Here is a 25,954-nt window from a genome sequence, read left to right as displayed (position 1 = left end):
CGGGCACGGTGGCCGCTCCCGGCCCGCGGCGCGGCGCGCGCCCGGCCTGGTCCCCGCCGGCCTCGGGGCCTCCCTCGGCGTGCTCCTGGCCCTCGCCGCCGGCGCCGGAGCCGTCGACGCCCTCGGCGCCGTCCGCGTCACCGGCGCCGTTGACCGCCCGCGCGGTCTCCGGTCTGGGCGCCTCGGCGGCCGAACGCGACGCGAGGGACGGCGACAGCGCCATCCCACCGGTGGTTCGGAACAGCTCGTCGGCACCCGGGAGACTCACTCGGCGGGGCGGCACCGGTCGAGCACCTCCCTGGCGAGCTGGCGGTAGGCGGCGGCACCGACCGAATTGGTCGCGTACGTCGTGATCGGTTCGCCGGCGACGGTGGTCTCCGGGAAGCGCACGGTCCGCCCGATGACGGTGTGGAAGACGTGGTCGCCGAACGCCTCGACGACGCGCGCCAGCACCTCGCGGCTGTGCACGGTGCGCGAGTCGTACATGGTGGCGAGGATGCCGTCCAGCCGCAGCTCGGGGTTGAGCCGCTCGCAGACCTTCTCGATGGTCTCGGTGAGCAGCGCGACGCCGCGCAGCGCGAAGAACTCGCACTCCAGCGGGACGATGACGCTGTGAGCGGCCGTCAGCGCGTTGACCGTCAGCAGACCCAGCGAGGGCTGGCAGTCGATGATGACGTAGTCGTAGTCGGGCAGCAGCGGCTTCAGGGCGCGCGCCAGCGCGGACTCCCGGGCCACCTCGCTGACCAGCTGCACCTCGGCGGCGGAGAGGTCGATGTTGGACGGCAGCAGGTCCATGCCCGGCACGGCCGTCTTCAGCAGCACCTCATCGGCCGTCAGCCCGCGCTCCATCAGCAGGTTGTAGACGGTGACGTCGAGTTCCATCGGGTTGACCCCGAGGCCGACGGAGAGGGCGCCCTGCGGGTCGAAGTCGACGAGCAGCACACGGCGGCCGTACTCGGCGAGCGCCGCGCCCAGGTTGATGGTCGACGTGGTCTTGCCGACGCCGCCCTTCTGGTTGCACATCGCGATGATCTGCGCGGGACCGTGCTCGGCCACCGGCGCGGGGATCGGGAAGTAGGGCTGGGGACGGCCGGTCGGGCCGATCCGCTCGCGGCGCTGGCGGGCGGCGTCCGGGGCGAGCGTGGCCGCGTACTCCGGGTCCGGCTCGTACTCGGCGTCGGGGTCGTCGTAGGCGCCGTAGGCGAACTCGCCGTAGGCCAGGCCGTGGGCCGGCAGTTCGGCGTCGTAGTCGGTCACCGTGGTCACCTGTGCTGTGTTCTGGCGTGCTTCGAAAGTACGGAGAGCGACCGAGCCGACCTCGGCCGAACCCACGGAGGGCTGCCTGGCCCCGGGCTCCTCACTCGGCTGGCCGGCGGTGTGCGCCGCCAGTCCTGGCTGACCACCCCCGGGAGCAAATGTCGACTCATTCACAAGTCGTCTTACCTCCTTGGGCATCCAGGACTCTATGTCGATTCGTCAGCGTGGCAGCATGCCGACGGTTTGCGACTCTAGGCCGTTCAAGGCGTTCGCAGCAACACAATCCACGGTAGTGGGCAGGATGTGTCGACTATCGGGCAGCCCCCTGTCAAGGGGAGCGAGGGCCCGTGACTCCGGGGTTTCCGGGGTCGGGTGACACGACCGACGGAAATTGACGACAGAGCGACCCGCCCCCGCAATTCCCGATGTCACCACCGGATTCACCCCTCGTTCACACCGCGGCCGGAGAGTTCCGGTGACCCCCTGTGCACGGGCACGGCGAAGCCCCCGGCCCGGAGTGCACCGGGCCGGGGGCAATACGCGTCACACTCAGGCGAGGACGGTCTCCAGGGAGACCGACTCCAGGCCGAAGGCCTCGGCGACGGCGGCGAAGGTGATCTGGCCCTCGTGCACGTTCAGGCCCTTGGCCAGCGCGGCGTCGCGGCGCAGCGCCTCCTTCCAACCGCGGTTGGCCAGCTCGACGACGTACGGCAGCGTCGCGTTGGTCAGCGCGTAGGTGGAGGTGTTCGGGACGGCGCCCGGCATGTTGGCCACGCAGTAGAAGACCGAGTTGTGGACCTGGAAGGTCGGCTCGGCGTGCGTGGTCGGGTGCGAGTCCTCGAAGCAGCCGCCCTGGTCGATGGCGATGTCGACGAGCACGGAGCCCGGCTTCATGCGGGAGACCAGCTCGTTGGTGACGAGCTTGGGGGCCTTGGCGCCCGGGATCAGCACGGCGCCGATGACCAGGTCGGCCTCGACGACGGCCTTCTCCAGCTCGAAGGCGTTGGACATGATGGCCTTGATCTTCGTGCCGAAGATCTTGTCGGCCTCGCGCAGCTTGTTGATGTCGCGGTCCAGCAGGGTCACGTCGTAGCCCATGCCGATGGCGATGGTGGCCGCGTGCCAGCCGGAGACGCCGCCGCCGATGACGACGGCCTTGGCCGGGTGGGTGCCGGGAACGCCGCCCGGCAGGGTGCCGCGGCCGCCGGCCGGGCGCATCAGGTGGTACGAGCCGACCTGCGGGGCCAGGCGGCCCGCGACCTCGGACATCGGGGCGAGCAGCGGCAGGGCGCCGTTGGCGAGCTGCACGGTCTCGTACGCGATCGCGGTGGTGCCGGAGGCGACCAGCGCGTCGGTGCCGGCCCGGTCGGCCGCCAGGTGGAGGTAGGTGAAGAGCGTCTGGCCCTTGCGCAGGCGGTGGTACTCCTCCGCGATGGGCTCCTTGACCTTCAGCACCAGGTCGGCGGTGGCCCACACCTCGTCGGCGGTGGGGAGGATGGTGGCACCCGCGGCCACGTACTCCTCGTTCGGGATCGAGGAGCCGACACCGGCGTTGTCCTCGATGTAGACCTCGTGTCCGTTGCGGACCAGCTCATGCACACCGGCAGGCGTGATGGCCACGCGGTACTCGTGGTTCTTGACCTCGCGGGGGATGCCGACCTTCACGGCTAAACACGTCCTCTTGCCATGGGGGTCCCTACCGGAGAAGACCGGCGGGCGACGCGCACGGGGGGAAGCCTCCGGACGACACCGGGGCACGGATCGCTGCGCGCTGAGTCGAGTGTAATGAAGCCCAGGCGGCCTGTCAGCCTTCCAAAGTGAATAAATCTGCCGGATGCATTGGCAAGTTCGTAGGCTTCCCTCGCGATCTTCCTGCCAAAGCCGTACCGACCGGGCATCTTCGACAATACTCCTGAACCGCCCGCTACCACCCGGCGGCGACGCGTTCCCGCAGCTCCGCGAGGGCGGTGCCGACAGCCTCCCGGCCGTGCTCGTCGCCGAGCCTGCGCAGCACCGCGAGGGACGCCCGGTACTCCCGCTCGGCCTCCTCGAAGCGGCGCTGCGCGGTGTGCGCCTCGGCGACCCTGGCCAGCAGCCGGGCCTCGGCGGCGTGGTCCCCCAGGGCCTGCCGCAGGCCCAGCGCCCGCCCGTACCAGTCGGCGGCGCGCACCGCGTCGCCGAGCGCCCGGTGGCAGCCCGCCGCGCCCTCCAGCGCGCGGGCACAGAGCGCCTCGTCGTCGGCGGCCCTGGCGTGCTCCAGGGCGGCCCGGTAGTGGCCCGAGGCCTGCTCCCAGCGGCCCGCGGCGGCCTGCAGGTCCCCCAGGTTGAGCAGCGCGGCGGAGGCCCGGCGCGGGCGGCCGTGCCGCTCGGCCACCGTCAGCACCAGCTGGTGCAGCTGGTAGAGGTCGGCCGGGGCGGCGGCGCCGGTCAGCGGCAGCGCCCGGAGCAGGGCGGTGACCAGCCGGCCGGCCGAGCCGTCGAGGTCGCCCTGGCCGATCGCGTCGGCGACCGCGCCGAGCAGCAGGTCGCGCTCGCCGAGCAGCCACTGCCGGGCGTGCGCGGCGGACGTCAGCCGCAGCGGTCCCGGCAGCGGGTCGGGACCCGGGCCGCCGGCCGGGTCCAGCAGCGCCCGGGCGGACTCGGTGAGCCGCACCATCCGCTCCAGCAGCCGGGCCCGGGCCAGCTCGACCTCGGCGGGCCGGTCGTCCCGCTCGCGCAGCCGGACCAGCCGCGGGTGCAGCCGGCCGGGGACGCGGTAGCGGGCGGTGCCGTCGGCGGCCGGCGGCTCCTCGGTGAGCAGCTCCCGCTCGGCGAGCACGGCCAACGTCCCGGCGGCCTCCGGCGCCGGGCAGCCGACCAGCGCGGAGGCGGTGCGCAGGTCCGCGCACTGGGCCGGGGCCAGGGTGAGCGCGCGCAGCATCCGCGCCTGCGCGGCGGGCAGGCCAGCGTAGGCGAGGGTGAAGGCGCCGACCAGCGGGTCGTTGTCCGGCACCGGGACGGGTTCGGCGGGCTCCGGCCCCGGCCGCACCCAGGCGGCCGGGTCGCGGGCCGGCTCCGCCGGGGGCGGCGTCACGACGGGCCCCGGCGCGACGGGCCCCGGCACGGCGGCCTTCGGCTCCGCCCCGGCGCTCCCCTTCCTCCTCCTGCCCGGCGCGGGCCTCTCCGGCTTCTCCGGCTTCGCGGACGCCTCGGGCTTCTCGGGCCTCTCGGACTGCGCGGGCTTCTCGGCCTGCGCGGCCTTCGCCTCCTCGGCGGGCTTCCCGGCCCTCCCCTCCCCCCCGGCCGCGGTCCCCGGCGCGGAGGCCTCGGCGACGGCCCGCACCAGCTCCTTCGCCGCCTCCGTCACCGCCAGCTCCGGATTGCCGCGCAGCCGCCCGGCCATCAGCCGCAGGGCCGCCGGCTGGGACCCGCAGGCCTCCGCCAGGTCGGCCGCGCCGACCGGGTCGCAGCCGATCCGCGTCCCGCCGACCAGATCGCCGAGCAGGTCGGCGGCCGCCGGGCGGTCCAGCCCGCCGAGGATCACCGGGTCGATGTGCTCGATCCCGGTGAGCGGCCCGGCCGTGGTGGCGAGCACCAGGCAGTCCGGCTCGTCCGCGAGCAGCGGCCACAGCTGCCCGGCGTCCCGGACGTCGTCCAGCAGCAGCAGGACGCGCCGCCCGGCCAGCGCCCCGCGCAGCGCGACGCACGCCGGGTCCTCCCGGCCGTCCTCGGCGGCGCCGGGCAGCGGGGCGCCGGCGGTGCCCGCGTCGAGCTGCTCCAGCAGCCGGCGGGCGACCCGCGCGGGCGGCACCCGCCCGCCGTCGGGGGCCGACAGCCGGGCGAAGAGCACGCCGTCGGGGTACTGGGCGGCGACCGTGACGGCGAACCGCACGGCCAGCGCGGTCCGGCCCGAGCCGGGGCGTCCGGCGAGCACCAGGACCGGGCTGCGGCCCTCCGCCGGGCGCGCGGCCGCGGCCCGCAGCGCGGCCAGCTCGGTGCGCCGGCCGACGAACAGGCCGGGGCCGGCGGGCAGCCGGTCCAGCCCGGGAACGCGCTCGGCGGGCGCGCCGGGCCCGGCCTCCATCGTCACGGTCTTCCTCGCCACCCGTGCCACTCCCGACGTCGCCAGCGCTCACCGGAGGCGGCCCGCAGCGGACGCCCCGTCTGCGAAGCGTAGTTCGACCGTCCGCTCCGGCCGAGGTGACATCCGGTCGTACGAACCGGCAAATCACCCCGCCGGGCGAAGTACCCGCCCCGGACGGCCCGTGCACCGGGCCACAGTGCCCGGAGGCGGGACAAACCCCTAGGAGAACGGCCGGGCGGGCCAGGGGGAGTCCGCGGGGCGCAGGGCGTCCAGGCCGTCCGGGCCGTGCAGGGCCGCGTAGAGCGCCAGGGTGCCGGTGATCAGGGTGGGGTTGTGCAGCCGCCCGGCGTGGATCCGCCGGACCAGCTCCTCCACCGGCACCCGGGCGGAAACCAGCTCCAGCTCCTCCCCGTGCGCCTCGTACCGCCGCCCCTCCGCCTCGGCGAGGTCGGTGGCGAGGAAGAGCCGCAGCGCCTCGTCCGTCCCCCCGGGCGAGGTGTAGAAGTCGACCAGCACCCGCCAGGTGCCCGCCTTGCAGTGCGCCTCCTCGTACAGCTCGCGCTGGGCGGCGTGCAGCGGGTTCTCGCCGGGCACGTCGAGCAGGCCGGCCGGCAGCTCCCAGAGGCGCTGGCGCACCGGGTGGCGGTACTGCCGCAGGATCAGCACCCGCTGCCGGTCGTCCAGGGCGAGGACCGCGACCGAGCCGGGGTGGGTCTGGTAGTCGCGGCGGGCCCAGCTGCCGTCGGGCATCAGGACCTCCTCGGTGCGCACACCGGTGACCCGGCCCTGGAACGGCGTGCTGCTCCCCCGGACCTCCCACTCCTCGGCCCGGTCGGCGACATCGGCGGTGCTGCGGTCGTCCATCACGTCTCCCCTTTTCGTCAGTACGACACAATCTAACGCCGGACGGCGGCCCCGCAGGAATCGCGGGGCCGCCGTCCGGTGGAACGCGGGTGTGGAACGCGCGTGGCCTACTCGGCGTCGGCCGGGGCCGTCTTGATCTCGATCGCGGCCTTCACCAGGCCCGCGAAGAGCGGGTGCGGGCGGGTCGGCCGGGACTTCAGCTCCGGGTGGGCCTGGGTGGCCACCAGGTAGGGGTGCACCTCGCGCGGGTACTCGACGTACTCGACCAGGTCGCCCTTCGGGGACAGACCCGAGAAGATCAGACCGGTCTTCTCCAGGTCGGCCCGGTAGGCGTTGTTGACCTCGTAGCGGTGGCGGTGGCGCTCCTCGACGTACTGCTCGCCGTTGTAGACCTCGCGGACGATCGAGCCCTCGGCGAGCTTGGCCGGGTACAGGCCCAGGCGCATGGTGCCGCCCAGGTCGCCCTTGCCGTCGACGATGGCCAGCTGCTCGGCCATGGTGGAGACCACCGGGTGCTTGGCGGCGGCGTCGAACTCGGTGGAGTTCGCCTCGGGCAGGCCGGCCAGGTTGCGGGCCGCCTCGATGACCACGCACTGCAGGCCCAGGCAGAGGCCCAGCAGCGGGATCCGGTTCTCGCGGGCGTAGGTGATCGCGCCGACCTTGCCGTTGACACCTCGGTCGCCGAAGCCGCCGGGGATGCAGATCGCGTCGACGTCGCCCAGCTGCTCCTGCGCGCCCTCGGGGGTCTCGCAGTCGTCGGAGGTGACCCACTTGATCTCGACCCGGGCGTTGTTGGCGAAGCCGCCGGCGCGCAGCGCCTCGGTCACCGACAGGTAGGCGTCCGGCAGGTCGATGTACTTGCCGACCAGCGCGACCTTGACGATGTGCTGCGGCTCGTGGACGCGGCGCAGCAGGTCGTCCCAGGTGGTCCAGTCCACGTCGCGGAACGGCAGGTCCAGGCGGCGGACGACGTAGGCGTCCAGGCCCTCGCCGTGCAGCACCTTGGGGATGTCGTAGATCGACTTGGCGTCGATCGCGGCGACCACGGCCTCCTCGTCGACGTCGCACATCATCGAGATCTTGCGCTTGATGGCCTGCGGGACCTCGCGGTCGGCGCGCAGCACGACGGCGTCGGGCTGGATGCCGATGTTGCGCAGCGCGGCGACCGAGTGCTGGGTCGGCTTGGTCTTCAGCTCGCCCGAGGGGCCGATGTAGGGGAGCAGGGAGACGTGCACGAAGAAGACGTTGTCCCGGCCGACCTCGTGGCGGACCTGGCGGACGGCCTCCAGGAACGGCAGCGACTCGATGTCGCCGACGGTCCCGCCGACCTCGGTGATCACCACGTCGACGTCCTCGGTCGCCATCCGGCGGATCCGGGACTTGATCTCGTTGGTGATGTGCGGGATGACCTGGACGGTGTCGCCCAGGTACTCGCCGCGGCGCTCCTTGGCGATGACGGTCGAGTACACCTGGCCGGTGGTGACGTTCGCCGAGCCGTGCAGGTTGGTGTCCAGGAACCGCTCGTAGTGGCCGACGTCGAGGTCGGTCTCGGCGCCGTCGTCGGTGACGAAGACCTCACCGTGCTGGAACGGGTTCATGGTGCCCGGGTCCACGTTGAGGTACGGGTCGAGCTTCTGCATCGTGACGCGCAGGCCGCGGGCCTTGAGCAGGGCGCCGAGGCTGGAGGCGGTGAGGCCCTTGCCGAGCGACGAGGCGACACCCCCGGTGACGAAGAGGTGCTTGGTCGTCACGGCGCGGCCGTTCGATGCCTTGCCGGAATGGGGCTGTGCCAAGAGGGGGCTCCCGTGGGTCGCGAGTCGAAGGTGACGTGGTGGGAGGCTCGCGGCTGCCGTCCCGGCGAAGGAGGAGCGGTGCGGTGCACGGCGCCCTGGGGGTCGTCGGTTCGGCCGGTCCGGGGCGTTTGATCCCACCGGTCCACGGGATACCAGGGTAACAGTGACCCGGCTCGAACGCGTTCCGGGCCGCCCCCGCGCGGCGTCGCCGGGCCGGATTCCCGGGTGGGATCCGCCGGGGGCGCTCCCGGGGCGTACGCCGGGCGCGGCACCGGCGCACCACCCGGCGCAGATGTCACACGCGTCGCACCACCGGCCCGAGCGGGCCACCCCTCATGGGCCCGGACCGGCTCGGCCGGGCCATCACCGGACCCCCACTTCGTGCCATCCGGAGCTGATCCTTCCGAGCCATCCTGACGACGGTCCCCGCAATGCGCGGTATTTCCCCCGAAATGCGGGGCGGCCTCCCGCTGCGCCCGCGTGCTTCGCCCCTTTCGTCCGTCGTAAGCTGCTCGGACGCATCGCCGACAACACGAGCACGCGGAGGGCGTGGGAGGGTCAGGAACCTCTCGGTCCCCGATGCGCGACCGGACCTCCCCGCACGTTCCCGCTCTCCCCACCCACCCAGAGGCTCGACCGAGCCCTCGCGGACACTCCAGCAAGGCCCGCCACCACCCGCGGAGGGCCGGACGTCCCGGGGTGGCACCGGTCCCGCCGTACCCGCTGGCTCTCCCTCGGATCGCGATGCGTCGTGACCACATTGCGAACTGGAGATCACGTGGCCGGCCGTATCGAGGACTACGCACTCATCGGGGACATGCAGACCGCCGCCCTCGTCAGCAGGGACGGCGCGGTGGACTGGCTCTGCCTGCCCCGATTCGACTCGCCGGCGGTCTTCGCCGGACTGCTCGGCACCGACGAACACGGCTTCTGGCGAATCGGCCCGGCCGAGGCCGTGGCGGTCGACCTGCCCGCGCCCGCGACCGTCCCCGCCGAGCCGACCGCCGGACGCATCCGGCTCACCGACACCGGCGACCTGCGGATCCCGCCCACCGCCGCCGCCCCCGCCGTACCCGCCGACCGCCGCCGCTACCGGGGCGACTCGCTGATCCTGGAGCAGGAGTGGGACGTCCGGGGCGGCACCGTCCGGGTGATCGACTTCATGCCGCCCCGCCCGCTCGCCGGCAAGGACGCCGTCCCGCAGGTGATCCGGATCGTCGAGGGCGTGGCCGGCACCGTGCGGATGCGCTCCGCGCTGCGGATGCGGTTCAGCTACGGCCGGGTCGTGCCCTGGGTGCACCGGGTCGAGCAGGCCGACGGCGGGCACCGCACCGTCGCCGTGGCCGGGCCCGACTCGGTCTGGCTGGACGGCGAGGCCGACACCTACGGCCGCAACCTCACCACCTACGCCGACTTCACCGTCTCGGCCGGCGAGCGGATCGCCTTCGCCCTCACCTGGCAGGCCTCCCACCTGGAGCCGCCGAAGGCCCCGGACGCCGAGGAACTGCTCGACGCCACCGCCGACTTCTGGCACGAGTGGGTCGGCCAGTGCACCTACCAGGGCCCCTACCGGGAGGCCGTGGTCCGCTCCCTGATCACCCTCAAGGGCCTCACCTACGCCCCCACCGGCGGCATCGTCGCCGCCCCCACCACCTCACTGCCCGAGGACATCGGCGGCGAGCGCAACTGGGACTACCGCTACACCTGGCTGCGCGACGCCGCGATCACCCTCTCCTCGCTGCTGCGCACCGGCTACCGCGAGGAGGCCCGGGCCTGGCGCGAGTGGCTGCTGCGCGCGGTGGCCGGCGACCCGGAGAACCTGCAGATCATGTACGGCATCGCCGGCGAGCGCGAGCTGACCGAGTCCTCGCTGGACTGGCTGCCCGGCTACGAGGGCTCCCAGCCGGTGCGGGTCGGCAACGGCGCGGCCGGCCAGCTCCAGCTGGACGTCTACGGCGAGGTCGTCGAGGCGCTGCACCTGGCCCACATGACCGGCCTGGTCCGCAACGACCACGCCCACCACCTCCAGCTGCGGCTCATCGAGTACCTGGAGGAGCACTGGCAGGTGCCGGACGAGGGCATCTGGGAGGTGCGCGGCCCGCGCCGGCACTTCGTCCACTCCAAGGTGATGGCCTGGGTGGCCGTCGACCGCACCATCAAGCTGCTGGAGCAGACCCCCGAGGACGCCCCGGCCGGCGGCCACCTGGAGCGCTGGCGCGAGCTGCGCGACACCATCCACCGGGACGTCTGCGAGAAGGGCTACGACCCGGGCCGCAACACCTTCACCCAGTACTACGGCGGCAAGGAGCTGGACGCCTCGCTGCTGCTCATCCCCCAGGTCGGCTTCCTGCCGCCGGACGACAAGCGCGTCATCGGCACCATCGAGGCCATCCAGCGCGAACTCGCCACCGAGGACGGCTTCGTGCTGCGCTACCCGACGCACGACGAGAGCGGCAACAACGTCGACGGCCTCTCCGGCCACGAGGGCGCCTTCCTGGCCTGCTCGTTCTGGCTGGCCGACGACCTCGCGATGATCGGCCGGGTGCAGGAGGCGCGCGAGCTGTTCGACCGGCTGCTGTCGCTGCGCAACGACCTCGGGCTGCTCGCCGAGGAGTGGGACCCGCGGCTCAAGCGGCAGGTCGGCAACTTCCCGCAGGCCTTCAGCCACGTCCCGCTGATCGACACCGCGCTGCGGCTGACCGCCTGCGGCGGCGCCTACCTCTCCGCCCAGCCGGACGGCCTGGCCGCCGACCGGGCCGGCGAGCAGGCCACCGTCTGACCGGTTCCGGACGGCGGACGGGGCGGCGGCCCGCACCCACCGGTGCGGGCCGCCGCCCCCGTGTCAGGGGGCCCTACCGGTTGCGCTGCACCAGTTCGTCGTAGGTGCTGAGCACCTGGGCGACGGTGGCGGCCTCGTCCGGCCAGGTCTCGGCCTGCTGCCGGCCGGCCGCCACCAGGCGCTCGCGGCGCGCCGGGTCGGCCAGCAGCTCGCGCACCGCCCGGCCGATCGCCGCCGCGTCCCCGGGCGGGACCAGGACGGCGGCGTCGCCGACCAGCTCGGGGATGCCGCCGACGGCCGTGGCGACCACCGGTACGCCCGCCCGCATCGCCTCCTGGACCACCAGCGAACGGGCCTCCCAGCGGCTGGCGAGCACCAGCACGTCGGCGGCGGCCAGCAGGTCGGGCACGTCGGTGCGGTAGCCGAGCAGCCGCACCGGAAGCTTCTCGGCGGCCACCCGCTCACGCAGCCCGGCGGCCTCCGGGCCGTCCCCGGCGAGGAGCAGCAGCGGCTGGGGATCCGCCGCGGACAGCTCCCGGCTCGCGTCCAGCAGCAGTCCGAACGCCTTCTGCGGGACGAGCCGGCCGACCGCCAGCACCAGCGGGCGGTCCGGCCCCCCGCCGAGCACGGCGGCCCTGGCCCGCGCCCGCTCCAGCCGGCCCTCGGGCATCGGCGGGGCGGCGACCGGGCCGAGCCGGGCGTCGGTGGCGCCGAGCTCGCGGGCCCGGGCCACCAGGTCCGAGGAGGCGCCGAGGACGAGGTCGGCGGCGCGCGCCACCCGGCGCTCCATCAGCCGCTGGAGGCGGCGCTCCATGCCGGTGGCGAGCAGCGCGTGGTGCGCGGTGACCACCAGCGGCGTCTCCGGGCGCAGGCCCGGGAAGCGGCCGGCGGTGCGCAGCGCGAGGTCGGACAGCAGCGCCGCGCGCAGGCCGTGGGCGTGCACCACGTCGGCGCCGGTGAAGGCGCGGCGCAGCTCGCCGATGGCGGTGGCGTCGCTGCGGGCGCCGGCGGTCGGGGTGATGTCCACCAGGTGGAACCGGGCGCCGGTGCGGGAGAAGCCGAACAGCGCGTCCGCGCCGGCGGGAGCACACACCGTGACGGTCACTCCGTGTGCGACCAGGCCCTGGGCCAGGGAGCGCACGTGCGCCCCGATGCCGCCCGTACTGGCGGCCAGGACGAGTACCACGTGCAGCTGCCCCGGTTCGGGGGTGGCCGCGGCGGCCCGGGCGGCGGAATGGTCCACGTCGTCTCGCATCCGACTCTCGATCAACTACGCGCGCCCCGGACGGGGGTTTCCCGCCGGCGGCGCTCGGGACAGGTAGGCCAGTGTCCAGCGGCCACCATGCCAGGTCGGCGGCCCTCTTGGACAGTCGGCGCCCCCGGCGGGGCGCGTCGCGACCGGTCCGCGAGGGCCGCCCGAGCGGACCGGTCGCACGCCCCAGCGGCGAAGGGGGCGCCCTAGCGGCGGCGGGGGGCGCGGGCCGCGGCGAGCAGCTCCTCGGCGTGCGCCCGGCCGAGTTCGGAGTCCTCCAGGCCGGCCAGCATCCGGGAGAGTTCGCGCACCCGCTCCTCGTCGTTCAGCACCTTGACACCACTGCGGGTCACGGTGCCGTCGTTGGTCTTCTCGACCACCAGGTGGCGGTCGGCGAAGGCCGCCACCTGCGGCAGGTGGGTGACCACGACGACCTGGGCGCTCTCGGCCAGCTTGGCGAGCCGGCGGCCGATCTCGACCGCCGCCTTGCCGCCGACGCCCGCGTCCACCTCGTCGAACAGGTAGGTGGGAACCGGGTCGGCGCCGGCGAAGACCACCTCGACGGCGAGCATCACCCGGGACAGCTCGCCGCCCGAGGCGCCCTTGGCGATCGGCCGGGGCTGGGCGCCGGGGTGCGGGGCGAGCAGCACCTCGACCTCGTCCACGCCGTGCGGGCCGTAGGCGACGGTCCGGCCCTCGACCTCGATCCCGGACAGGTCGTCGAGCCGGCTGATCGAGAAGGTCACCCGGGCGTGCGGCATGGCCAGCTCGGCGAGCTCGGCGGAGACCGCGTCCGCGAAGCGCCCGGCGGCGGCCTGCCGGGCGGCCGACACCTCGACCGCGAGGTCGGCCAACTCGGCGCGCAGCGCGGTCTCCTCGGCGCCGAGCTCGTCGATCCGGTCGTCGTCGCCGTCGAGTTCGGCGAGCCGCGCGGCGCCGGCCTCGGCCCAGGCGATCACCTCGGCCAGGGAGTTCTCCGGGCCGCCGTACTTGCGCAGCAGCTGGGCCAGGACGGCCCGGCGGTCCTCGACGGCGGCGAGCCGGACCGGGTCGGCGTCCAGGTCGTCGGCGTAGCCGGCCAGGTCGCCGGCGACGTCGGCGAGCAGGTAGCCGACCTCGTTCAGCCGGTCGGCGAGGGCCGCGAGCCGCTCGTCGTGGTGGCGCACCGCGTCCACGGCGCGGCGGGCCTGGGCGAGCAGGGTGCCCGCGTCCAGTGCCTCCGGATCGGCCGGGTCGCCGGCCAGCGCGGCGTGCGCCAGGGTGGCGGCGGAGGAGAGCGCGTCCGCGTGGCCGAGCCGCTCGGCCTCGGCGGACAGCTCCTCGTCCTCGCCGGCCACCGGTTCGGCGGCGGCGACCTCGTCGAGGCCGAAGCGCAGCAGGTCGGCCTCCTGGGCGCGCTCGCGGGCCCGGGTGGTCAGCTCCTCCAGGGTGGCGGAGACCTCGCGCAGCCGCCGGTAGACCTCGCGGTAGCGGGCCAACGGCTCGGCGACGGACTCGCCCGCGTACCGGTCGAGGGCCCCGCGCTGGCGGGCCGGGCGCAGCAGGCGCTGCTGGTCCGTCTGGCCGTGCACGGCGATGAGGTCCTCGCCGAGCTCGGCGAGCAGGCCGACCGGGACGGACCGGCCTCCGACGTGGGCGCGGGAGCGCCCCTCGGCGGAGACGGTCCGGCTGATCAGCAGCGCGCCGTCGTCCAGCTCGGCACCGGCCTCCACCGCCCGGGCGGCCACCGGGGAGCCGGCGGGCAGTTCGAGGCGTCCCTCGACGACCGCGCGGTCGCTGCCGTTGCGCACCAGGCCCGGATCGGCGCGACCGCCGAGCAGCAGGCCGAGGCTGGTCACCACCATGGTCTTGCCGGCGCCGGTCTCGCCGGTCACGGCGGTGAAGCCGGGGGCGAGCTCGACGACCGCGTCGTCGATGACCCCAAGATCCCGTATCCGCATCTCGTCCAACACGGAGACGACCTTACGAGGTTCCGCCCCCGCCGCGCGACGAGCGACAACGCCGCGCGGCAACTCCGCGCCCCGAAGTTCATCCGTTCCGGGAGTCCGCGACCGCCGTTCCCGGCCCGGCGGCGGGGCCCGCGGCGAGCCCTGCGGCGGGTCCCCCAACGGGTTCCACGACGGGTTCCACGACGGCCTCCACGGCGGGTCCCGCGGCGGGTCCCGCGGCGCGTCCCGCACCCGGTTCCGCGACGGGGACGGTGCACCAGGGCAGGAAGAACTGCGCGAGCGGCCCGATCGCCAGCGCGTACGCGACGGTGCCGACGCCGACCGTGCCGCCGAGCAGGAAGCCCGCCGTCAGCACGGTCAGCTCGATGCCGGTGCGGATCAGCCGCAGCGAGCGGCCGGTGCGCCGGTGCAGGCCGGTCATCAGGCCGTCGCGCGGCCCCGGGCCGAGCCGGGCGCCGATGTAGAGGCCGGTGGCCAGGCCGTTGAGGACGATCGCGCCGACCATCAGCGCGATCCGCGCCGGGAGCGGGCCGGGCGCGTCGACGAGGCGCACGGTGGCGTCCATCGCGGCGCCGATCACCAGGACGTTGGCGACCGTGCCGAGGCCGGGCCGCTGGCGCATCGGTATCCACAGCAGCAGCACCAGCGCACCGCAGATCGTCACCCACGCGCCCACCGAGAGCCCGAAGGTGCCCTGGAGGCCCTGGTGGAAGACGTCCCAGGGGTCCAGGCCCAGGCCGGAGCGGAGCATCAGGCCCATGCTGGCGCCGTACAGGGCGAGGCCGGCGAACAGCTGCGGCACCCGGCGGCCGAGCGCACGGGTGTCGCCGAGCACGCGGACGGCGAGGCCCGGCCGCCCGGGGGCGGCGGCGGACGGCGCGAGCGGCGGCGCGGCGGACGACGCGGTGGACGGGGACGGGCGGGTGCTCGCGGGGGTGGCCATGGATTCTCCGTGCAGGTGGTACTGCACCACCGCGACACGCGGCCCCGGCGGTGGCGGACTCAACGGCCGCCCTGTCATGATGGCCAGGCCAATACGGCTCTCGACAGGGCCAATCCCCATCAAGTGGACTGATGAGCCATGACCGACTGGCAGACCACCGTGACGTCCCCGGCGCTCGCCCGGCTGCTCGCCACCGCGCGGCTGCCCGAACCGCCCGGCGCCGCCCGCCGACCCGCCTACCGCACGCTGGCCGCCCGGGTCCGGCTGCTGGTCTCCGAGGGCCGGCTGCCGGTCGGCGCCCGGCTGCCCGCCGAACGCGAGCTCGCCCTCGCCCTGCGGCTCAGCCGCACCACGGTGGCCACCGCGTACGAGACCCTGCGGGCCGAGGGCTACCTGCGCAGCCGGCGCGGCTCCGGCAGCTGGACCGCCCTGCCCGAGGGCTCGGCCCCGCCCAGCGACGCCCTGCACCCGGTGCCGCCGGACGAGCAGGGCCGCACCCTGGACCTCGGCGTCGCCGCGCTGCCCGCCCCGCAGCCCTTCCTCTCCGCGGCCGCCGCCCGCGCCGTCGAACAGCTGCCCGCGTACGCCGCCGGGCACGGCCACTACCCCACCGGCGTCCCGGTGCTGCGCGAGGCGGTGGCCCGCCGCTTCACCGAGCGCGGGCTGCCGACCACCCCCGACCAGATCCTGATCACCATCGGCGCGATGGGCGCCCTGCACCTGGTGCGCCAGGCCCTGCTCGGCCGCGGCGACCGGGTCGCCGTCGAGGCGCCCAGCTACGCGCACACCCTCCAGGCGCTGCGGCTCACCGAGGCCCGGCTGGTCCCCGTGCCGCTCACCCCGGCGTTCCGCTGGGACCTCACCGAGTGGCGGCGGGTGCTGAGCGGGGCCACCCCGAAGGCCGCCTACGTGATCCCCGACTTCCACAACCCCACCGGCGCGCTGATCGACGAGGAGCAGCGGCGCGAGCTGCTCGCCGCCGCCCGCTCGGCCGGAACCGTCGTGCTGGCCGACGAGACCACCGCCGAGCTCGGCTGGGGCCTGCCGGAGGGCGTCACCCCGCCCCGCCCGACGGCCGCCCTGGACCGCGCGGCCCAGGTGGTCACCGTCGGCTCGGCCGGCAAGCTGCTCTGGGGCGGCCTGCGGATCGGCTGGGTCCGCGCCGCACCCGCCCTGGTCCGGCGGCTGGCCGGCGCCCGGGTCTACAGCGACGTCGGCGCGCCCGTCCTGGACCAGCTGATCGCCGCCGAACTGCTGACCGAGGACCTGCCCGCCGTCCGCGCCCACCAGCTGAACCGGCTCCGGGACACCGCCGAGGCGCTGTCCGCCGCCCTGCGCGAGCAGTTGCCGCACTGGCGGTTCACCCTGCCCCCGGGCGGGCTCGCGCTCTGGGTCGCCACCGGCGGGGTGTCCGGCGCGGCGCTGGCCCGGGCCGGCGAGCGCGCCGGGATCCGGATCGCCGCCGGCAACCGGTTCGGCTCCGACGGCGCCTTCGAGCACCACCTCAGGATCCCGCTCAGCATGGCCGCCCCGGCCGTGCCGGACGCCGTCCGGCGGCTGGCCGAGGTCGCCGCCCGCGCCGAGGAGGCGGGGCGCTGGCAGGGCTCCGACGACACCCAGCCGCTCGCGGTCTGACGGTCCGCCGCTGCGGCGGACCGTCGGACCGCCTCGCTCAGTGGGTGTCGGCCCGGCCGCGCCACCCGGTCACCGGCAGGCCGAACTTCGCCACCAACCGGTCGGTGAACGGCGCCCGGTGCAGCCGGGCCAGCCGCACCGGCGTCTGCCCCCGGCGCACCTCCACCCGCGCCCCGGCGGGCAGCTCCACCGACCGCCGGCCGTCGCACCACAGCACCCCGTGCGGGGTCTTCGGCTGGACCTCGACCGCCAGCACCGAGTTCGGCGAGGCCACCAGCGGACGGGCGAACAGCGCGTGCGCGCTGATCGGCACCATCAGCAGCGCCTCCACCTCCGGCCAGACCACCGGCCCGCCGCCGGAGAACGCGTACGCGGTCGACCCGGTCGGCGTCGCGCACACCACCCCGTCGCAGCCGAAGTTGGAGACCGGGCGGCCGTCCACCTCGGTCACCACCTCCAGCATCCGTTCCCGGGAGGCCTTCTCGATCGAGGCCTCGTTCAGCGCCCAGTCGTGGTGCACCACGTCGCCGTTGGTGCGGACGATCACATCGAGGGTCATCCGCTCCTCGACCTCGTAGTCGGCGTCGACCACCCGCTCGACCACCACCGCCAGGTCGTCCCGCTCCGCCTCGGCCAGGAAGCCGACCCGGCCCAGGTTGATGCCGAGCATCGGCAGGCCGTGCTCCCGGGCCAGCTCGGCCCCGCGCAGGAGCGTCCCGTCCCCGCCCGCGACCAGGATCAGCTCGCAGCCGTCCGCCGCGCCGGGGCCCCCGGGCACCGTCTCCACCCCGTCCGGCAGATCCAGGTCGACCGCCTCGGCGGCCAGCAGTCTGATCCGGATCCCCGCCTTGAGCAGGCCGTGCACCAGTCCTTCGACGCTGCGCAGGGCCGCCTCGCGGCCCGTGTGCGCGATCAGGAAGACCGTACGTTCATCACTCATGCCCGCTGCCCTCTCCCTACGCCGTCCGGGTCCCCGTCGGCCCGGTACGGCCGCGCCACCCAGCATGACGGACCGGACGTCCGCAGAGCACCCTATCGGGGGCCTTCGGCGACGGCCCGGTCCGCCTCCGCGGGATCCAGCGGGGGCGCGTCCCGCCGCATCCAGAGGAAGTACTCGACATTTCCGGACGGACCGGGCAGGGGGCTGGCGGTGACCGCCCGCACGCCCAGCCCCAGCTCCCACGCCTGCCCCGCCACCTGGCGCACCATCTCGGCACGCAGCTGCGGGCTGCGCACCACCCCGCCGCTGCCCAGCCGCTCCTTGCCGATCTCGAACTGCGGCTTGACCATCAGCACCAGGTCCGCGTCCTGGGCCGCGCAGCCGACCAGCGCGGGCAGCACCAGGCCCAGCGAGATGAACGACAGGTCGCCGACCACCAGGTCGACCTCGGCGCCGCCGATCATCTCCGGGGTCAGCTCGCGGACGTTGGTGCGGTCCATCACGGTGACCCGCTCGTCGCTCTGCAGCGACCAGGCCAGCTGCCCGTAGCCGACGTCCACCGCCAGCACGTGCGCGGCCCCGGCGCGCAGCAGCACGTCGGTGAACCCCCCGGTGGACGCGCCCGCGTCCAGCGCCCGGCGGCCCTCGACGACCAGGCCCTGCGGGACGAACGCCGCGAACGCCCCGGCCAGCTTGTGGCCGCCGCGCGAGACGTAGTCGGGATCGTTGTCGTCCTTGGCCACCACGACCGCCGCCGAGGTCTCCACCTGGGTGGCCGGCTTGGTCGCGGTGGTCCCGCCGACGGTCACCCGGCCGGCCGCGATCAGCTCGGAGGCGTGCTCCCGCGACCGGGCCAGCTTGCGGCGGACCAGCTCCGCGTCGAGTCGGCGTCGTGCCACTGCCACTGGTGTTTCAGCTCCTACGGGTGGTTCTCGTTCGCCCGGTCAGTCCCGGTCGAGGGCGGCCAGCGTGTCGGCCAGCCGCTGATGGACATCTTCGTACACGGCGACGTGCGCGTCGGTCGGCACCCCGTCCAGCACCTCCAGCCGGGCCAGGCCGGCGTCCACCGCCGGGTGGCCGGTCGGGGTCCGCTCGACGCCGAGCGGCAGCGGTTCACCGGTGCCGGGCAGCGGCACCGGCGGGGCTACGGGGGTCGGGGCGGGATCGCCCGGGAGCTCCGGTTCAGGCATCGGGCTTCTTCGTGGTGGTCCGGCGGACGGTGGTCTTGCGGGTCGCGGTCCGCTTGGCGGGCGGCTGCTCCTGGCCGACGGCCTCGCCGGCCTGCGGGGCGGCCGGGGGCCGCTTGGCGGTCGCGGTCTTCTTGACGGCGGTCTTCTTGACGGCCGTCTTCTTCACCGCGGCCTTCTTCGCGGCCGGCTTCTTCACGGCGGCCGGCTTCTTCGCCTCGGCGGACCTCCCGGCCGCCGCCTTCTTCGCCGGGGCCGGGGCCGCCTCCGCGGCCGGAGCCTGCGGGACCGCCTGCGCCACCGGAGCCGCCCCGGCCGGCGGCACCGGCGGGTCGACCTCCACCGGCTCGTCCACCGCTATCCGCTCGGCCTCCGCCGAACCCGCCGTCTCCCGCTCCCAGCCGTCCTCGAACAGCCCGCCGGCCCGGGGCGCCGGCGGCGGCACGGCGCCGTCCCGCTCCGCCGCGTCCTCCTCCTCGACCTCGCGCAGCTTGTTCTCCAGGTAGGCGAGCACCACCCCCACCTTGGTCACCTGGTCGCCGACCCGCTCGAAGGCCTTCTCGACCTCCCCGCGCGCCACCCCCACCGCGAGGTCCACCCCGGCCCGCCCGGCGGTCACCGCCTCCTCGGCCAGCGTCTGGAGCGACCGCGCCGACGGCGGGAACTGCCCGCCCAGCCGGCGCTCGACCTCCGCGACGTCGACCCCGCCCTTCTCCAACAGGCCGGCCGCCGTCCCGACGACCCGCTTGCCGACCTCCTCCACCAGTACGGCCGCGGCCGCCACCGCTCCTCGCACCGTCCTCGGCAGCATCCGGGTGCCTCCCATTCGCCTGCGCGCATCGCTCCGTCGCGTCGACGCCCGGACGAATCCGGGCATCCCACGGACGACGCTACCGCCAAATACGTCCTGCGGTACCGTGGCCCGGCAGTCACCCGCCGCCGGGCCCGGCCGACCGCCGGAGCGCCGCGGCCCGCCGAGGGAGGGGATCCGCCGCCATGGCCGACGCCGAGGAGTGCCGCGAGGCACTGGAGCAGCTCAGCCGCAACCTCGCCAAGGCCACCGGCGACGTCCGCAAGGCCGCCGAGCTGGACCGCTCGCTGAGCTGCCGGATCACCGACCTCGACCTCACCTTCACCGGGCGGCTGCGCGAGGGCAGCATCCAGGACCTCAAGGAGGCCCCCGGCAGCCCCGCCGGGAAGGCCGACATCCGACTCACCATGAGCAGCGACGACCTGGTCGCCCTGGTCGGCGGCCGGCTCAACTTCGCCTCCGCGTGGATGTCCGGCCGGGTCGGGCTGGAGGCGGGCTTCCGCGACCTGCTGCGACTGCGCACCCTGCTCTGACCCGGCCGGACACCCGGCCTCAGAACCCCAGCTCGGCCAGCGCCTTCCGGCCGTCGACCGGCTCGCCGTCCGCGTCCAGCGCCGTCCACGCCGCCGCGCACAGCGCCCGCAGCCCGTCCCAGCGGTCCGCCCCGACACCCTCCAGCCGCAGCACGCCGTCCTGCGCCACCGCGTCGAACCCGCCGCAGGAGAAGCCGCCGCCCGGCCGGGCCGTCACCGGCGCGTGCCCGGTCAGCAGCCCGCGCAGGTCCGCCGCCAGATAGGTCGGCCGGTGCTCGGCCGGGGCCGCCAGCAGCTCCGCCGGGGTCGTCACCCCGGTGAAGACCAGCAGGCTGTCCACCCCGCCGTTGAACGCGCCCTCGATGTCGGTGTCCAGCCGGTCGCCGACCACCAGCGGCCGCTTCGCGCCCGTCCGCAGCACCGTCTCCCGGTGCATCGGCGGCAGCGGCTTGCCCGCCACCTCCGGCTCCACCCCGGTCGCCGCCCGCACCGCCGCCACCAGCATCCCGTTGCCCGGCGCTATCCCGCGCGCCGTCGGCACCGTCACATCGGTGTTGGACGCCACCCACGGCAGCCCGGACTGCACCGCGTAGGAGGCCTCCGCCAGGTGCGTCCAGCCCACCGAGGCGTCGAAGCCCTGGACCACCGCCAGCGGCTCCTCGGCCAGCGTCCGCACCGCGACGAGCCCGCGCTCGGCCAGCGCCTCCTCCAGCCCGAGGCCGCCCACCACCAGCACCTTCGCCCCGGCCGGCAGCTTGTCGGCGAGCACCCGGGCCGCCGCCTGCGCGGAGTTGATCACGTCCGCCGGCTCGGCCGGCACGCCCAGCTCGCTCAGGTGCGCGGCCACCACCCGGGGCGGGCGGGAAGCGTTGTTGGTCACGTACGCCAGTCGCATCCCGGCCGCGCGGGCCGCCGCCAGCGCGTCCACGGCGTGCTCGATCGCGTTCGGTCCGGCGTACACCACGCCGTCGAGGTCCAGCAGCGCCGTGTCGTACGCCTCGGTCAGCGGCGGCTCGCTGCCGCCCGGGGCGGTCCGTCGCACGGTGGTGGCCGTCTCGGTCATGCCTGCTCTACCTCACTCATCGCGTCAGTCGTGCTCGTCGGTGCTCGTCGGCGCCGTCGGCGCCGCGGGTACCCGGCCCTCCGGCCTCAGCCGTCCCGCCGGTCCCGCTCACCCGTCGGCTCCGGACCCGCCGTGGTTCCCGGCCCCGGTTCGGAAGGCCCGTCCTCCCCCGGGTGCTCCGCCCCGGCCGGCGGCTCCAGGTACCCCGGTGCGCCCGGCAGCAGCGGGCCGAACGCCCCGGCGCGGGCCGCCAGCGTCGCCCGGGTCTGCCGCAGCGCGGCCCGGTAGTGGTCGGTGTCCGGCCGCATCGCCACGGCCAGTGCCAGGTGCTCGGCGGAGGTCTCGAAGTCCCCCAGCCTGGCCGCCGCCACACCCCACCCGAATTGAGCGTAGTCGTCCGACGGATCCGCCAGCGCCACCGCCCGGAAGTTCTCCAGCGCCGCCGCGTACGAGCCCGCGTCGAACTGCGCCCGGGCGAGCGCCTCCCGGATGCTGCGCGAGGACGGCTCCGCCGCGGCCGCCCGCGCCAGCAGCTGCTGGGCCGCCGCCGGGTTGCCCTGCGCGAGCAGCTTCGCCCCCCGGCGGAACCATTCGTAGACGTCCCCCACCGGCTCCCCGGACCGCCGCTGCTCCGGCACGCCACCGTCCCCGGCCCCGCCACCTGCCGTGCCGTCCACCCGTTCGTCGCCCTCGTGCACACCGCACCTCGTCCTCGGTCACGACACCCGGCCGCCGGACCGGCACGGGTGTTCCGATCTCTGAACAACGCGTACCCGGTTACGATGCCCAGAATGAGCACACCCAGTGCAGAAAGCGGAGTGGAGTCTCCGCACGGCGGCCCCGGCGATCCCGGGCACGTCGCCACCGCAGGTCTGTCCCTGTCCCCCTTCCGCGGACTGAGATACGTCCCCGACCGGGTCGGCGCCCTGGCCGCCGTCACCTCACCCCCGTACGACGTCGTCGACCCCGGCCGCCGGCTCGACCTGGAGACCGCCGACCCGCACAACGTGGTCCGGCTGATCCTGCCCCGACCCGAGCCGGAGGACACCGGCGACCGCCCCGACCGCGACACCCGCTACCGGCACGCCGCCCGGCTGCTGCGCGAGTGGCAGCGCGAGGGCGTCCTCGCCCCCGACCCCGTCCCGGCCCTGTACGTCTACGAGCAGTACGTGCCCGCCTCCGGCGACACCCCCGAGGTGCTGCAGCGCGGGCTCATCGGCGCCCTCGCGATCAGCGGCAGCGAGGCCGGCGTGGTCCTCCCCCACGAGGACGTGATGCCCCGGCCGGTCGCCGACCGGGTCGGCCTGATGCGCACCACCCGGGCCAACCTCGAACCGCTGCTGCTCACCTACCGCGGCGACGGCGGGGCGTCCGGCGTGGTCGAACGCGCGGTGCGCGGCGAACCGCTGCTCACCACGACCACCTCCGACGGCACCCACCACCGGCTCTGGGCGGTCACCGACCCGGCCGAGATCGCCGCCGTCGGCCGCGACCTGGCCACCTGCCGGGCCCTGATCGCCGACGGCCACCACCGCTGGGAGATGTACCTGCGGCTTCAGCGCGAGCACCGCCACCTGCCGCGCAGCCCCTGGGACCGCGGCCTGGTGCTGCTGGTCGACACCGCCCGCTACCCGCTGCGGGTGCGGGCCATCCACCGGGTGCTGTACCGCCTGCCGGTCGCCGACGCCCTGCGGCGGCTCGGCGACCAGTGGCGGGTCAAGGAGGTCCCCGGCCCGCTGGAGAGCGCCCTGCAGGCCCTCGCGGAGCAGAAGCGGCACGGCGGCAGCGGATTCCTGCTCACCGGCGGGGACGGCGTCTACTGGCTCGTCGGCGACCCCGACGAGACCCTGCTCGACGCCACCGTTCCGCACGACAAGCCCGAGGAGTGGCGCCACCTGGACGCCACCGTGCTGCACACCACCCTGCTCGACCACACCTGGCGGATCCCCGACGGCCCCGACGACATCGGCTACCTGCACACCGCGGTCTCCGCCGAGCGCGAGGCCGCCCGGACCGGCGGGACGGCCGTCCTGCTGCACCCGGTACGGGAGAGCGTGGTCCGGCGGCTCGCCGAGCAGGGCGTCACCATGCCCCGCAAGTCCACCTCCTTCGGACCGAAGCCGGCCACCGGGCTGGTGCTGCGCAACCTCGAACTCGGCTGACCCGCCCACAACGCAGTGAGGCCCTGCCGCACTCCGGGATCTCCCGGGGCGCGGCAGGGCCTCACTCGCCGTCAGGTCCGACGGCTACTTGTCGGACTCCTCGGCCTTGGCGGCCTTGTCCGACTCCTCGGCCTGCTCGGCCTGCTCCGTCCGCTCCGCGTCGGAGGCACGCTCGGGGACCACGCCGTCGAAGTCCTCGTCGATCTCGAGGTCGTCCTCGTCGTAGTACTCCTCGACGTCCTCCTCGTCCTCGAAGATGACCTTCTCGTCGGAGACCTCGGCGCCCTTGCGGCGGACCGGCTCGGCGGTGGCCTGCTCGGCCTCCTCCTCGGCGAACTCCGGGTCGAGGGCGTCCACGAACTCGACACCGTCGATCTCGGCAAGGCGCTCGGCGGCGTTGGTGGTGCCGTCGGTGTCCGCCTCGGCGGCCTTGGCGAACCAGTCGCGGGCCTCCTCGCCACGGCCTGCCGCGATCAGCGCCTCGGCGTACGCGTACCGCAGGCGCGCGGTCCACGGGTGGACGGCGGGCGAGGCCAGCTCGGGGCTCTGCAGGGTGACGACGGCCGCGTCGAACTGCTCCATGTCGGTGCGCGCACCGGCCGCGACCAGGCGCATCTCGACCTGGCCGGCCTTGTCCAGCTGCTTGACCTCGGGCTCGCCGGCCATCGCCAGCGCCCGCTCCGGGCGGCCCAGGCCGCGCTCGCAGTCGGCCATGACCGGCCACAGGTCCACCCGGCCGGTCATCCGGCGGGCGGCGCGGAACTCGGTCAGCGCCTCGGAGTAGCGCTGGGTCATGTACGAGGCGAACCCGGCCGCCTCACGGACGGCGGCGACGCGGGAAGCGAGCCGCAGCGCGACGCGCGAGTACTGGTAGGCCTCCTCCGGCTCGCTGTCGAGCAGGCGGGCGACCATCACCAGGTTGCGGGCGACGTCGTCGGCGAGCGTCTTGGGCAGGCTCTTGAGCTCCTGGCGCACGTCCGCGTCGATCTCGAAGCCGGTGACGTCCTCCGGGATCGGCAGGCGCTTGACCGGCTCGTAGTTGCCACGGCGGTCGTCCTGGTCCCGGCCGCCGCGCTCGTCGCGGCCGCCGCGGTAACCACCGCGGTCGCCCCGGTCGCCCCGGTCGTCACGGCGGAAGCCGCCGCGGTCGCCACCGCGGTCGTCACGGCCGCCGCGGAAGCCACCGCGGTCGCCGCCCCGGTCGTCACGGCGGAACCCGCCGCGGTCGCCACCACGGTCGCCCCGGTCGTCACGGCGGAAGCCGCCGCGGTCGCCACCGCCCTGGTACCCACCCGGACGGTCGTCACGGCGGAAGCCGCCACGGTCGCCACCACGGTCGTCACGGTCGCGGAACGGACGGTCGTCACGGCGCGGACGGTCATCACGGTCATCGCGACGGAACCCACCCGGGCGGTCGTCACGGCGGAAACCGCCACCGGCCGGACGGTCGTCACGGCGGAACCCACCGCGGTCGCCGCCACCCTGGTAACCACCCGAGGGACGGTCGTCGCGACGGAACCCGCCACGGTCGCCGCCACCCTGGTAACCACCCGAGGGACGGTCGTCACGGCGCGGACGGTCATCGCGGTCCCGGCCGTACCCGCCGGACGGGCGGTCGTCACGGCGGAAACCGCCACCGGCCGGACGGTCATCGCGACGGAACCCACCGCGGTCGCCGCCACCCTGGTAGCCGCCCGAGGGACGGTCATCGCGGCGGAAGCCGCCACGGTCGCCACCGCGGTCGTCACGGCCACCACGGTCGTACCCGCCCGAGGGGCGGTCGTCCCGGCGGAAGCCACCGCCGGCCGGACGGTCATCGCGACGGAACCCACCGCGGTCGCCACCGCCCTGGTAGCCGCCCGAGGGACGGTCGTCACGGCGCGGACGGTCATCACGGTCGTCACGACGGAACCCACCCGGGCGGTCGTCACGGCGGAAACCGCCACCGGCCGGACGGTCGTCACGACGGAACCCACCGCGGTCGCCACCACCCTGGTAACCACCCGAGGGACGGTCATCACGACGGAAGCCGCCACGGTCGCCACCGCGGTCGTCACGGCCACCACGGTCGTACCCGCCCGAGGGGCGGTCGTCCCGGCGGAAGCCACCGCCGGCCGGACGGTCGTCACGGCGGAACCCACCGCGGTCGCCGCCACCCTGGTAACCACCCGAGGGACGGTCATCGCGGCGGAAGCCGCCACGGTCGCCACCGCGGTCATCGCGGTCCCGGCCGTACCCGCCGGACGGGCGGTCGTCCCGGCGGAAGCCGCCACGGTCGTCGCGGCGGTCGTCCCTGCGGTCGTCGCGGCGCGGACCACGGTCGTTCGACCAGCCCCCGCGAGACCGGGGCTCGTAGCCGCGGCCGTCGTCCGATCGACGCTCGGGGCGGTCCTGAGGCTGGTTCGCCATCGTGGTGACTCCTTCTGCTGCTTCATCTCCACCGCGGATCGGGCAACACCACTGCCCTCACGCGGTTCGGCGCCGGCCTTCTGGCCGTGCACCATCTCCATTGTCCGGCATCCGGGGACACCCCGCGTCTGGGCGGAAGTCCCGTTCTGCCGGTCGTGCACACCTGCGCACATACGCAAAAAGCCGCGGCCCCCAGCGAATCGCTGGGGGCCGCGGCTTTGAATGATTGTTCGGCGGCGTCCTACTCTCCCACAGGGTCCCCCCTGCAGTACCATCGGCGCTGTGAGGCTTAGCTTCCGGGTTCGGAATGTAAC

Annotated in this window: 19 protein-coding genes, 1 rRNA gene and 2 pseudogenes; 4 read left to right on the top strand and 18 right to left on the bottom strand. The window is 75.0% G+C overall.

From position 1 onward, the window contains the following. The 6 genes and pseudogenes from ACFVFS_RS35820 to ACFVFS_RS35795 form a co-directional block, all read right to left on the bottom strand. Positions 1–223: pseudogene (locus ACFVFS_RS35820) on the bottom strand (hypothetical protein); the annotation flags it as partial. Between the two features lie 41 nt (positions 224–264). Next, positions 265–1,332 (bottom strand): ParA family protein, encoded by a 1,068-nt coding sequence (locus ACFVFS_RS35815; RefSeq protein WP_376090262.1) that lies wholly within the window; start codon positions 1,330–1,332, stop codon positions 265–267. Positions 1,333–1,806: 474 nt separating this feature from the next. Next, positions 1,807–2,922, bottom strand: coding sequence for an alanine dehydrogenase (gene ald / locus ACFVFS_RS35810; RefSeq protein WP_380629108.1), 1,116 nt, complete (start codon positions 2,920–2,922; stop codon positions 1,807–1,809). Positions 2,923–3,181: 259 nt separating this feature from the next. Continuing rightward, positions 3,182–5,341 carry a tetratricopeptide repeat protein gene (locus ACFVFS_RS35805; protein ID WP_380629107.1) on the bottom strand — a complete coding sequence of 720 codons (2,160 nt, stop codon included), beginning with the start codon at positions 5,339–5,341 and terminating at the stop codon, positions 3,182–3,184. A gap of 198 nt (positions 5,342–5,539) precedes the next feature. Continuing rightward, positions 5,540–6,184, bottom strand: a complete 645-nt coding sequence (locus tag ACFVFS_RS35800) for an NUDIX domain-containing protein (protein WP_380629106.1) — start codon at positions 6,182–6,184, stop codon at positions 5,540–5,542. Between the two features lie 107 nt (positions 6,185–6,291). Beyond that, positions 6,292–7,935 (bottom strand): CTP synthase, encoded by a 1,644-nt coding sequence (locus ACFVFS_RS35795; protein WP_380629105.1) that lies wholly within the window; start codon positions 7,933–7,935, stop codon positions 6,292–6,294. 820 nt (positions 7,936–8,755) lie between these two features. On the opposite strand from ACFVFS_RS35795, the gene ACFVFS_RS35790 reads away from it, so the two are divergent. Then, positions 8,756–10,756, top strand: coding sequence for a glycoside hydrolase family 15 protein (locus tag ACFVFS_RS35790; protein WP_380629104.1), 2,001 nt, complete (start codon positions 8,756–8,758; stop codon positions 10,754–10,756). A gap of 73 nt (positions 10,757–10,829) precedes the next feature. Here ACFVFS_RS35790 and ACFVFS_RS35785 read toward each other — a convergent pair whose 3' ends face one another. From ACFVFS_RS35785 to ACFVFS_RS35775, 3 genes are all read right to left on the bottom strand, one after another. Next, positions 10,830–12,011, bottom strand: coding sequence for a glycosyltransferase family 4 protein (locus ACFVFS_RS35785; protein WP_380629103.1), 1,182 nt, complete (start codon positions 12,009–12,011; stop codon positions 10,830–10,832). 203 nt (positions 12,012–12,214) lie between these two features. Then, positions 12,215–13,948 carry a DNA repair protein RecN gene (gene recN, locus ACFVFS_RS35780; protein WP_380629110.1) on the bottom strand — a complete coding sequence of 578 codons (1,734 nt, stop codon included), beginning with the start codon at positions 13,946–13,948 and terminating at the stop codon, positions 12,215–12,217. An 88-nt stretch (positions 13,949–14,036) separates the two neighbouring features. Then, positions 14,037–14,900, bottom strand: coding sequence for a YitT family protein (locus ACFVFS_RS35775; RefSeq protein ID WP_380629101.1), 864 nt, complete (start codon positions 14,898–14,900; stop codon positions 14,037–14,039). 138 nt (positions 14,901–15,038) lie between these two features. Between ACFVFS_RS35775 and ACFVFS_RS35770 the strand changes: the two genes are divergently transcribed. Beyond that, positions 15,039–16,535 (top strand): PLP-dependent aminotransferase family protein, encoded by a 1,497-nt coding sequence (locus ACFVFS_RS35770; RefSeq protein ID WP_380629100.1) that lies wholly within the window; start codon positions 15,039–15,041, stop codon positions 16,533–16,535. 37 nt (positions 16,536–16,572) lie between these two features. On the opposite strand, the gene ACFVFS_RS35765 is transcribed toward ACFVFS_RS35770, so the two are convergent. The 4 genes from ACFVFS_RS35765 to ACFVFS_RS35750 all read right to left on the bottom strand — a co-directional run bounded on the left by ACFVFS_RS35765 (position 16,573) and on the right by ACFVFS_RS35750 (position 19,473). Continuing rightward, positions 16,573–17,475 (bottom strand): NAD kinase, encoded by a 903-nt coding sequence (locus ACFVFS_RS35765; RefSeq protein ID WP_380629099.1) that lies wholly within the window; start codon positions 17,473–17,475, stop codon positions 16,573–16,575. A 92-nt stretch (positions 17,476–17,567) separates the two neighbouring features. Then, positions 17,568–18,374: a TlyA family RNA methyltransferase gene (locus ACFVFS_RS35760; RefSeq protein ID WP_380629109.1), complete on the bottom strand. Its 807-nt coding sequence runs from the start codon at positions 18,372–18,374 to the stop codon at positions 17,568–17,570. Positions 18,375–18,419: 45 nt separating this feature from the next. Then, a complete protein-coding gene (locus tag ACFVFS_RS35755; protein WP_380629097.1) occupies positions 18,420–18,665 on the bottom strand; it encodes a hypothetical protein in 246 nt (81 codons plus the stop codon). Then, on the bottom strand, positions 18,658–19,473 hold the full coding sequence (locus ACFVFS_RS35750; RefSeq protein ID WP_380629096.1) for a hypothetical protein: 816 nt from the start codon (positions 19,471–19,473) through the stop codon (positions 18,658–18,660). Before ACFVFS_RS35750 ends, ACFVFS_RS35755 begins: the two co-directional genes overlap by 8 nt. A 185-nt stretch (positions 19,474–19,658) precedes the next feature. Here ACFVFS_RS35750 and ACFVFS_RS35745 point away from each other — a divergent pair, with 185 nt between their 5' ends. Continuing rightward, complete coding sequence (locus tag ACFVFS_RS35745) at positions 19,659–20,006, top strand: SCP2 sterol-binding domain-containing protein (protein WP_380629095.1); 348 nt, start codon at positions 19,659–19,661, stop codon at positions 20,004–20,006. A gap of 19 nt (positions 20,007–20,025) precedes the next feature. Here the strand turns inward: ACFVFS_RS35745 and ACFVFS_RS35740 are convergent, their stop codons facing one another. Both ACFVFS_RS35740 and ACFVFS_RS35735 read right to left on the bottom strand, forming a co-directional pair. After that, complete coding sequence (locus ACFVFS_RS35740) at positions 20,026–21,069, bottom strand: HAD-IIA family hydrolase (protein WP_380629093.1); 1,044 nt, start codon at positions 21,067–21,069, stop codon at positions 20,026–20,028. Between the two features lie 86 nt (positions 21,070–21,155). Further along, positions 21,156–21,767 carry a tetratricopeptide repeat protein gene (locus ACFVFS_RS35735; RefSeq protein WP_380629092.1) on the bottom strand — a complete coding sequence of 204 codons (612 nt, stop codon included), beginning with the start codon at positions 21,765–21,767 and terminating at the stop codon, positions 21,156–21,158. 93 nt (positions 21,768–21,860) lie between these two features. Here ACFVFS_RS35735 and ACFVFS_RS35730 point away from each other — a divergent pair, with 93 nt between their 5' ends. Beyond that, positions 21,861–23,231: a DUF1015 family protein gene (locus ACFVFS_RS35730; protein ID WP_380629091.1), complete on the top strand. Its 1,371-nt coding sequence runs from the start codon at positions 21,861–21,863 to the stop codon at positions 23,229–23,231. A gap of 84 nt (positions 23,232–23,315) precedes the next feature. Here the strand turns inward: ACFVFS_RS35730 and ACFVFS_RS35725 are convergent, their stop codons facing one another. The 3 genes and pseudogenes from ACFVFS_RS35725 to rrf all read right to left on the bottom strand — a co-directional run. Then, positions 23,316–24,206, bottom strand: coding sequence for a hypothetical protein (locus ACFVFS_RS35725; RefSeq protein ID WP_380629090.1), 891 nt, complete (start codon positions 24,204–24,206; stop codon positions 23,316–23,318). Between the two features lie 705 nt (positions 24,207–24,911). Then, positions 24,912–25,658 (bottom strand): annotated as a pseudogene (locus ACFVFS_RS35720) (hypothetical protein); the annotation flags it as partial. 210 nt (positions 25,659–25,868) lie between these two features. Beyond that, positions 25,869–25,954: ribosomal RNA gene (rrf, locus tag ACFVFS_RS35715) — 5S ribosomal RNA — on the bottom strand; the annotation flags it as partial.

The organism is Kitasatospora sp. NPDC057692, assembly GCF_042799475.1.
Lineage (GTDB): Bacteria > Actinomycetota > Actinomycetes > Streptomycetales > Streptomycetaceae > Kitasatospora.
This window is presented reverse-complemented; position numbering and strand designations above follow the sequence as displayed.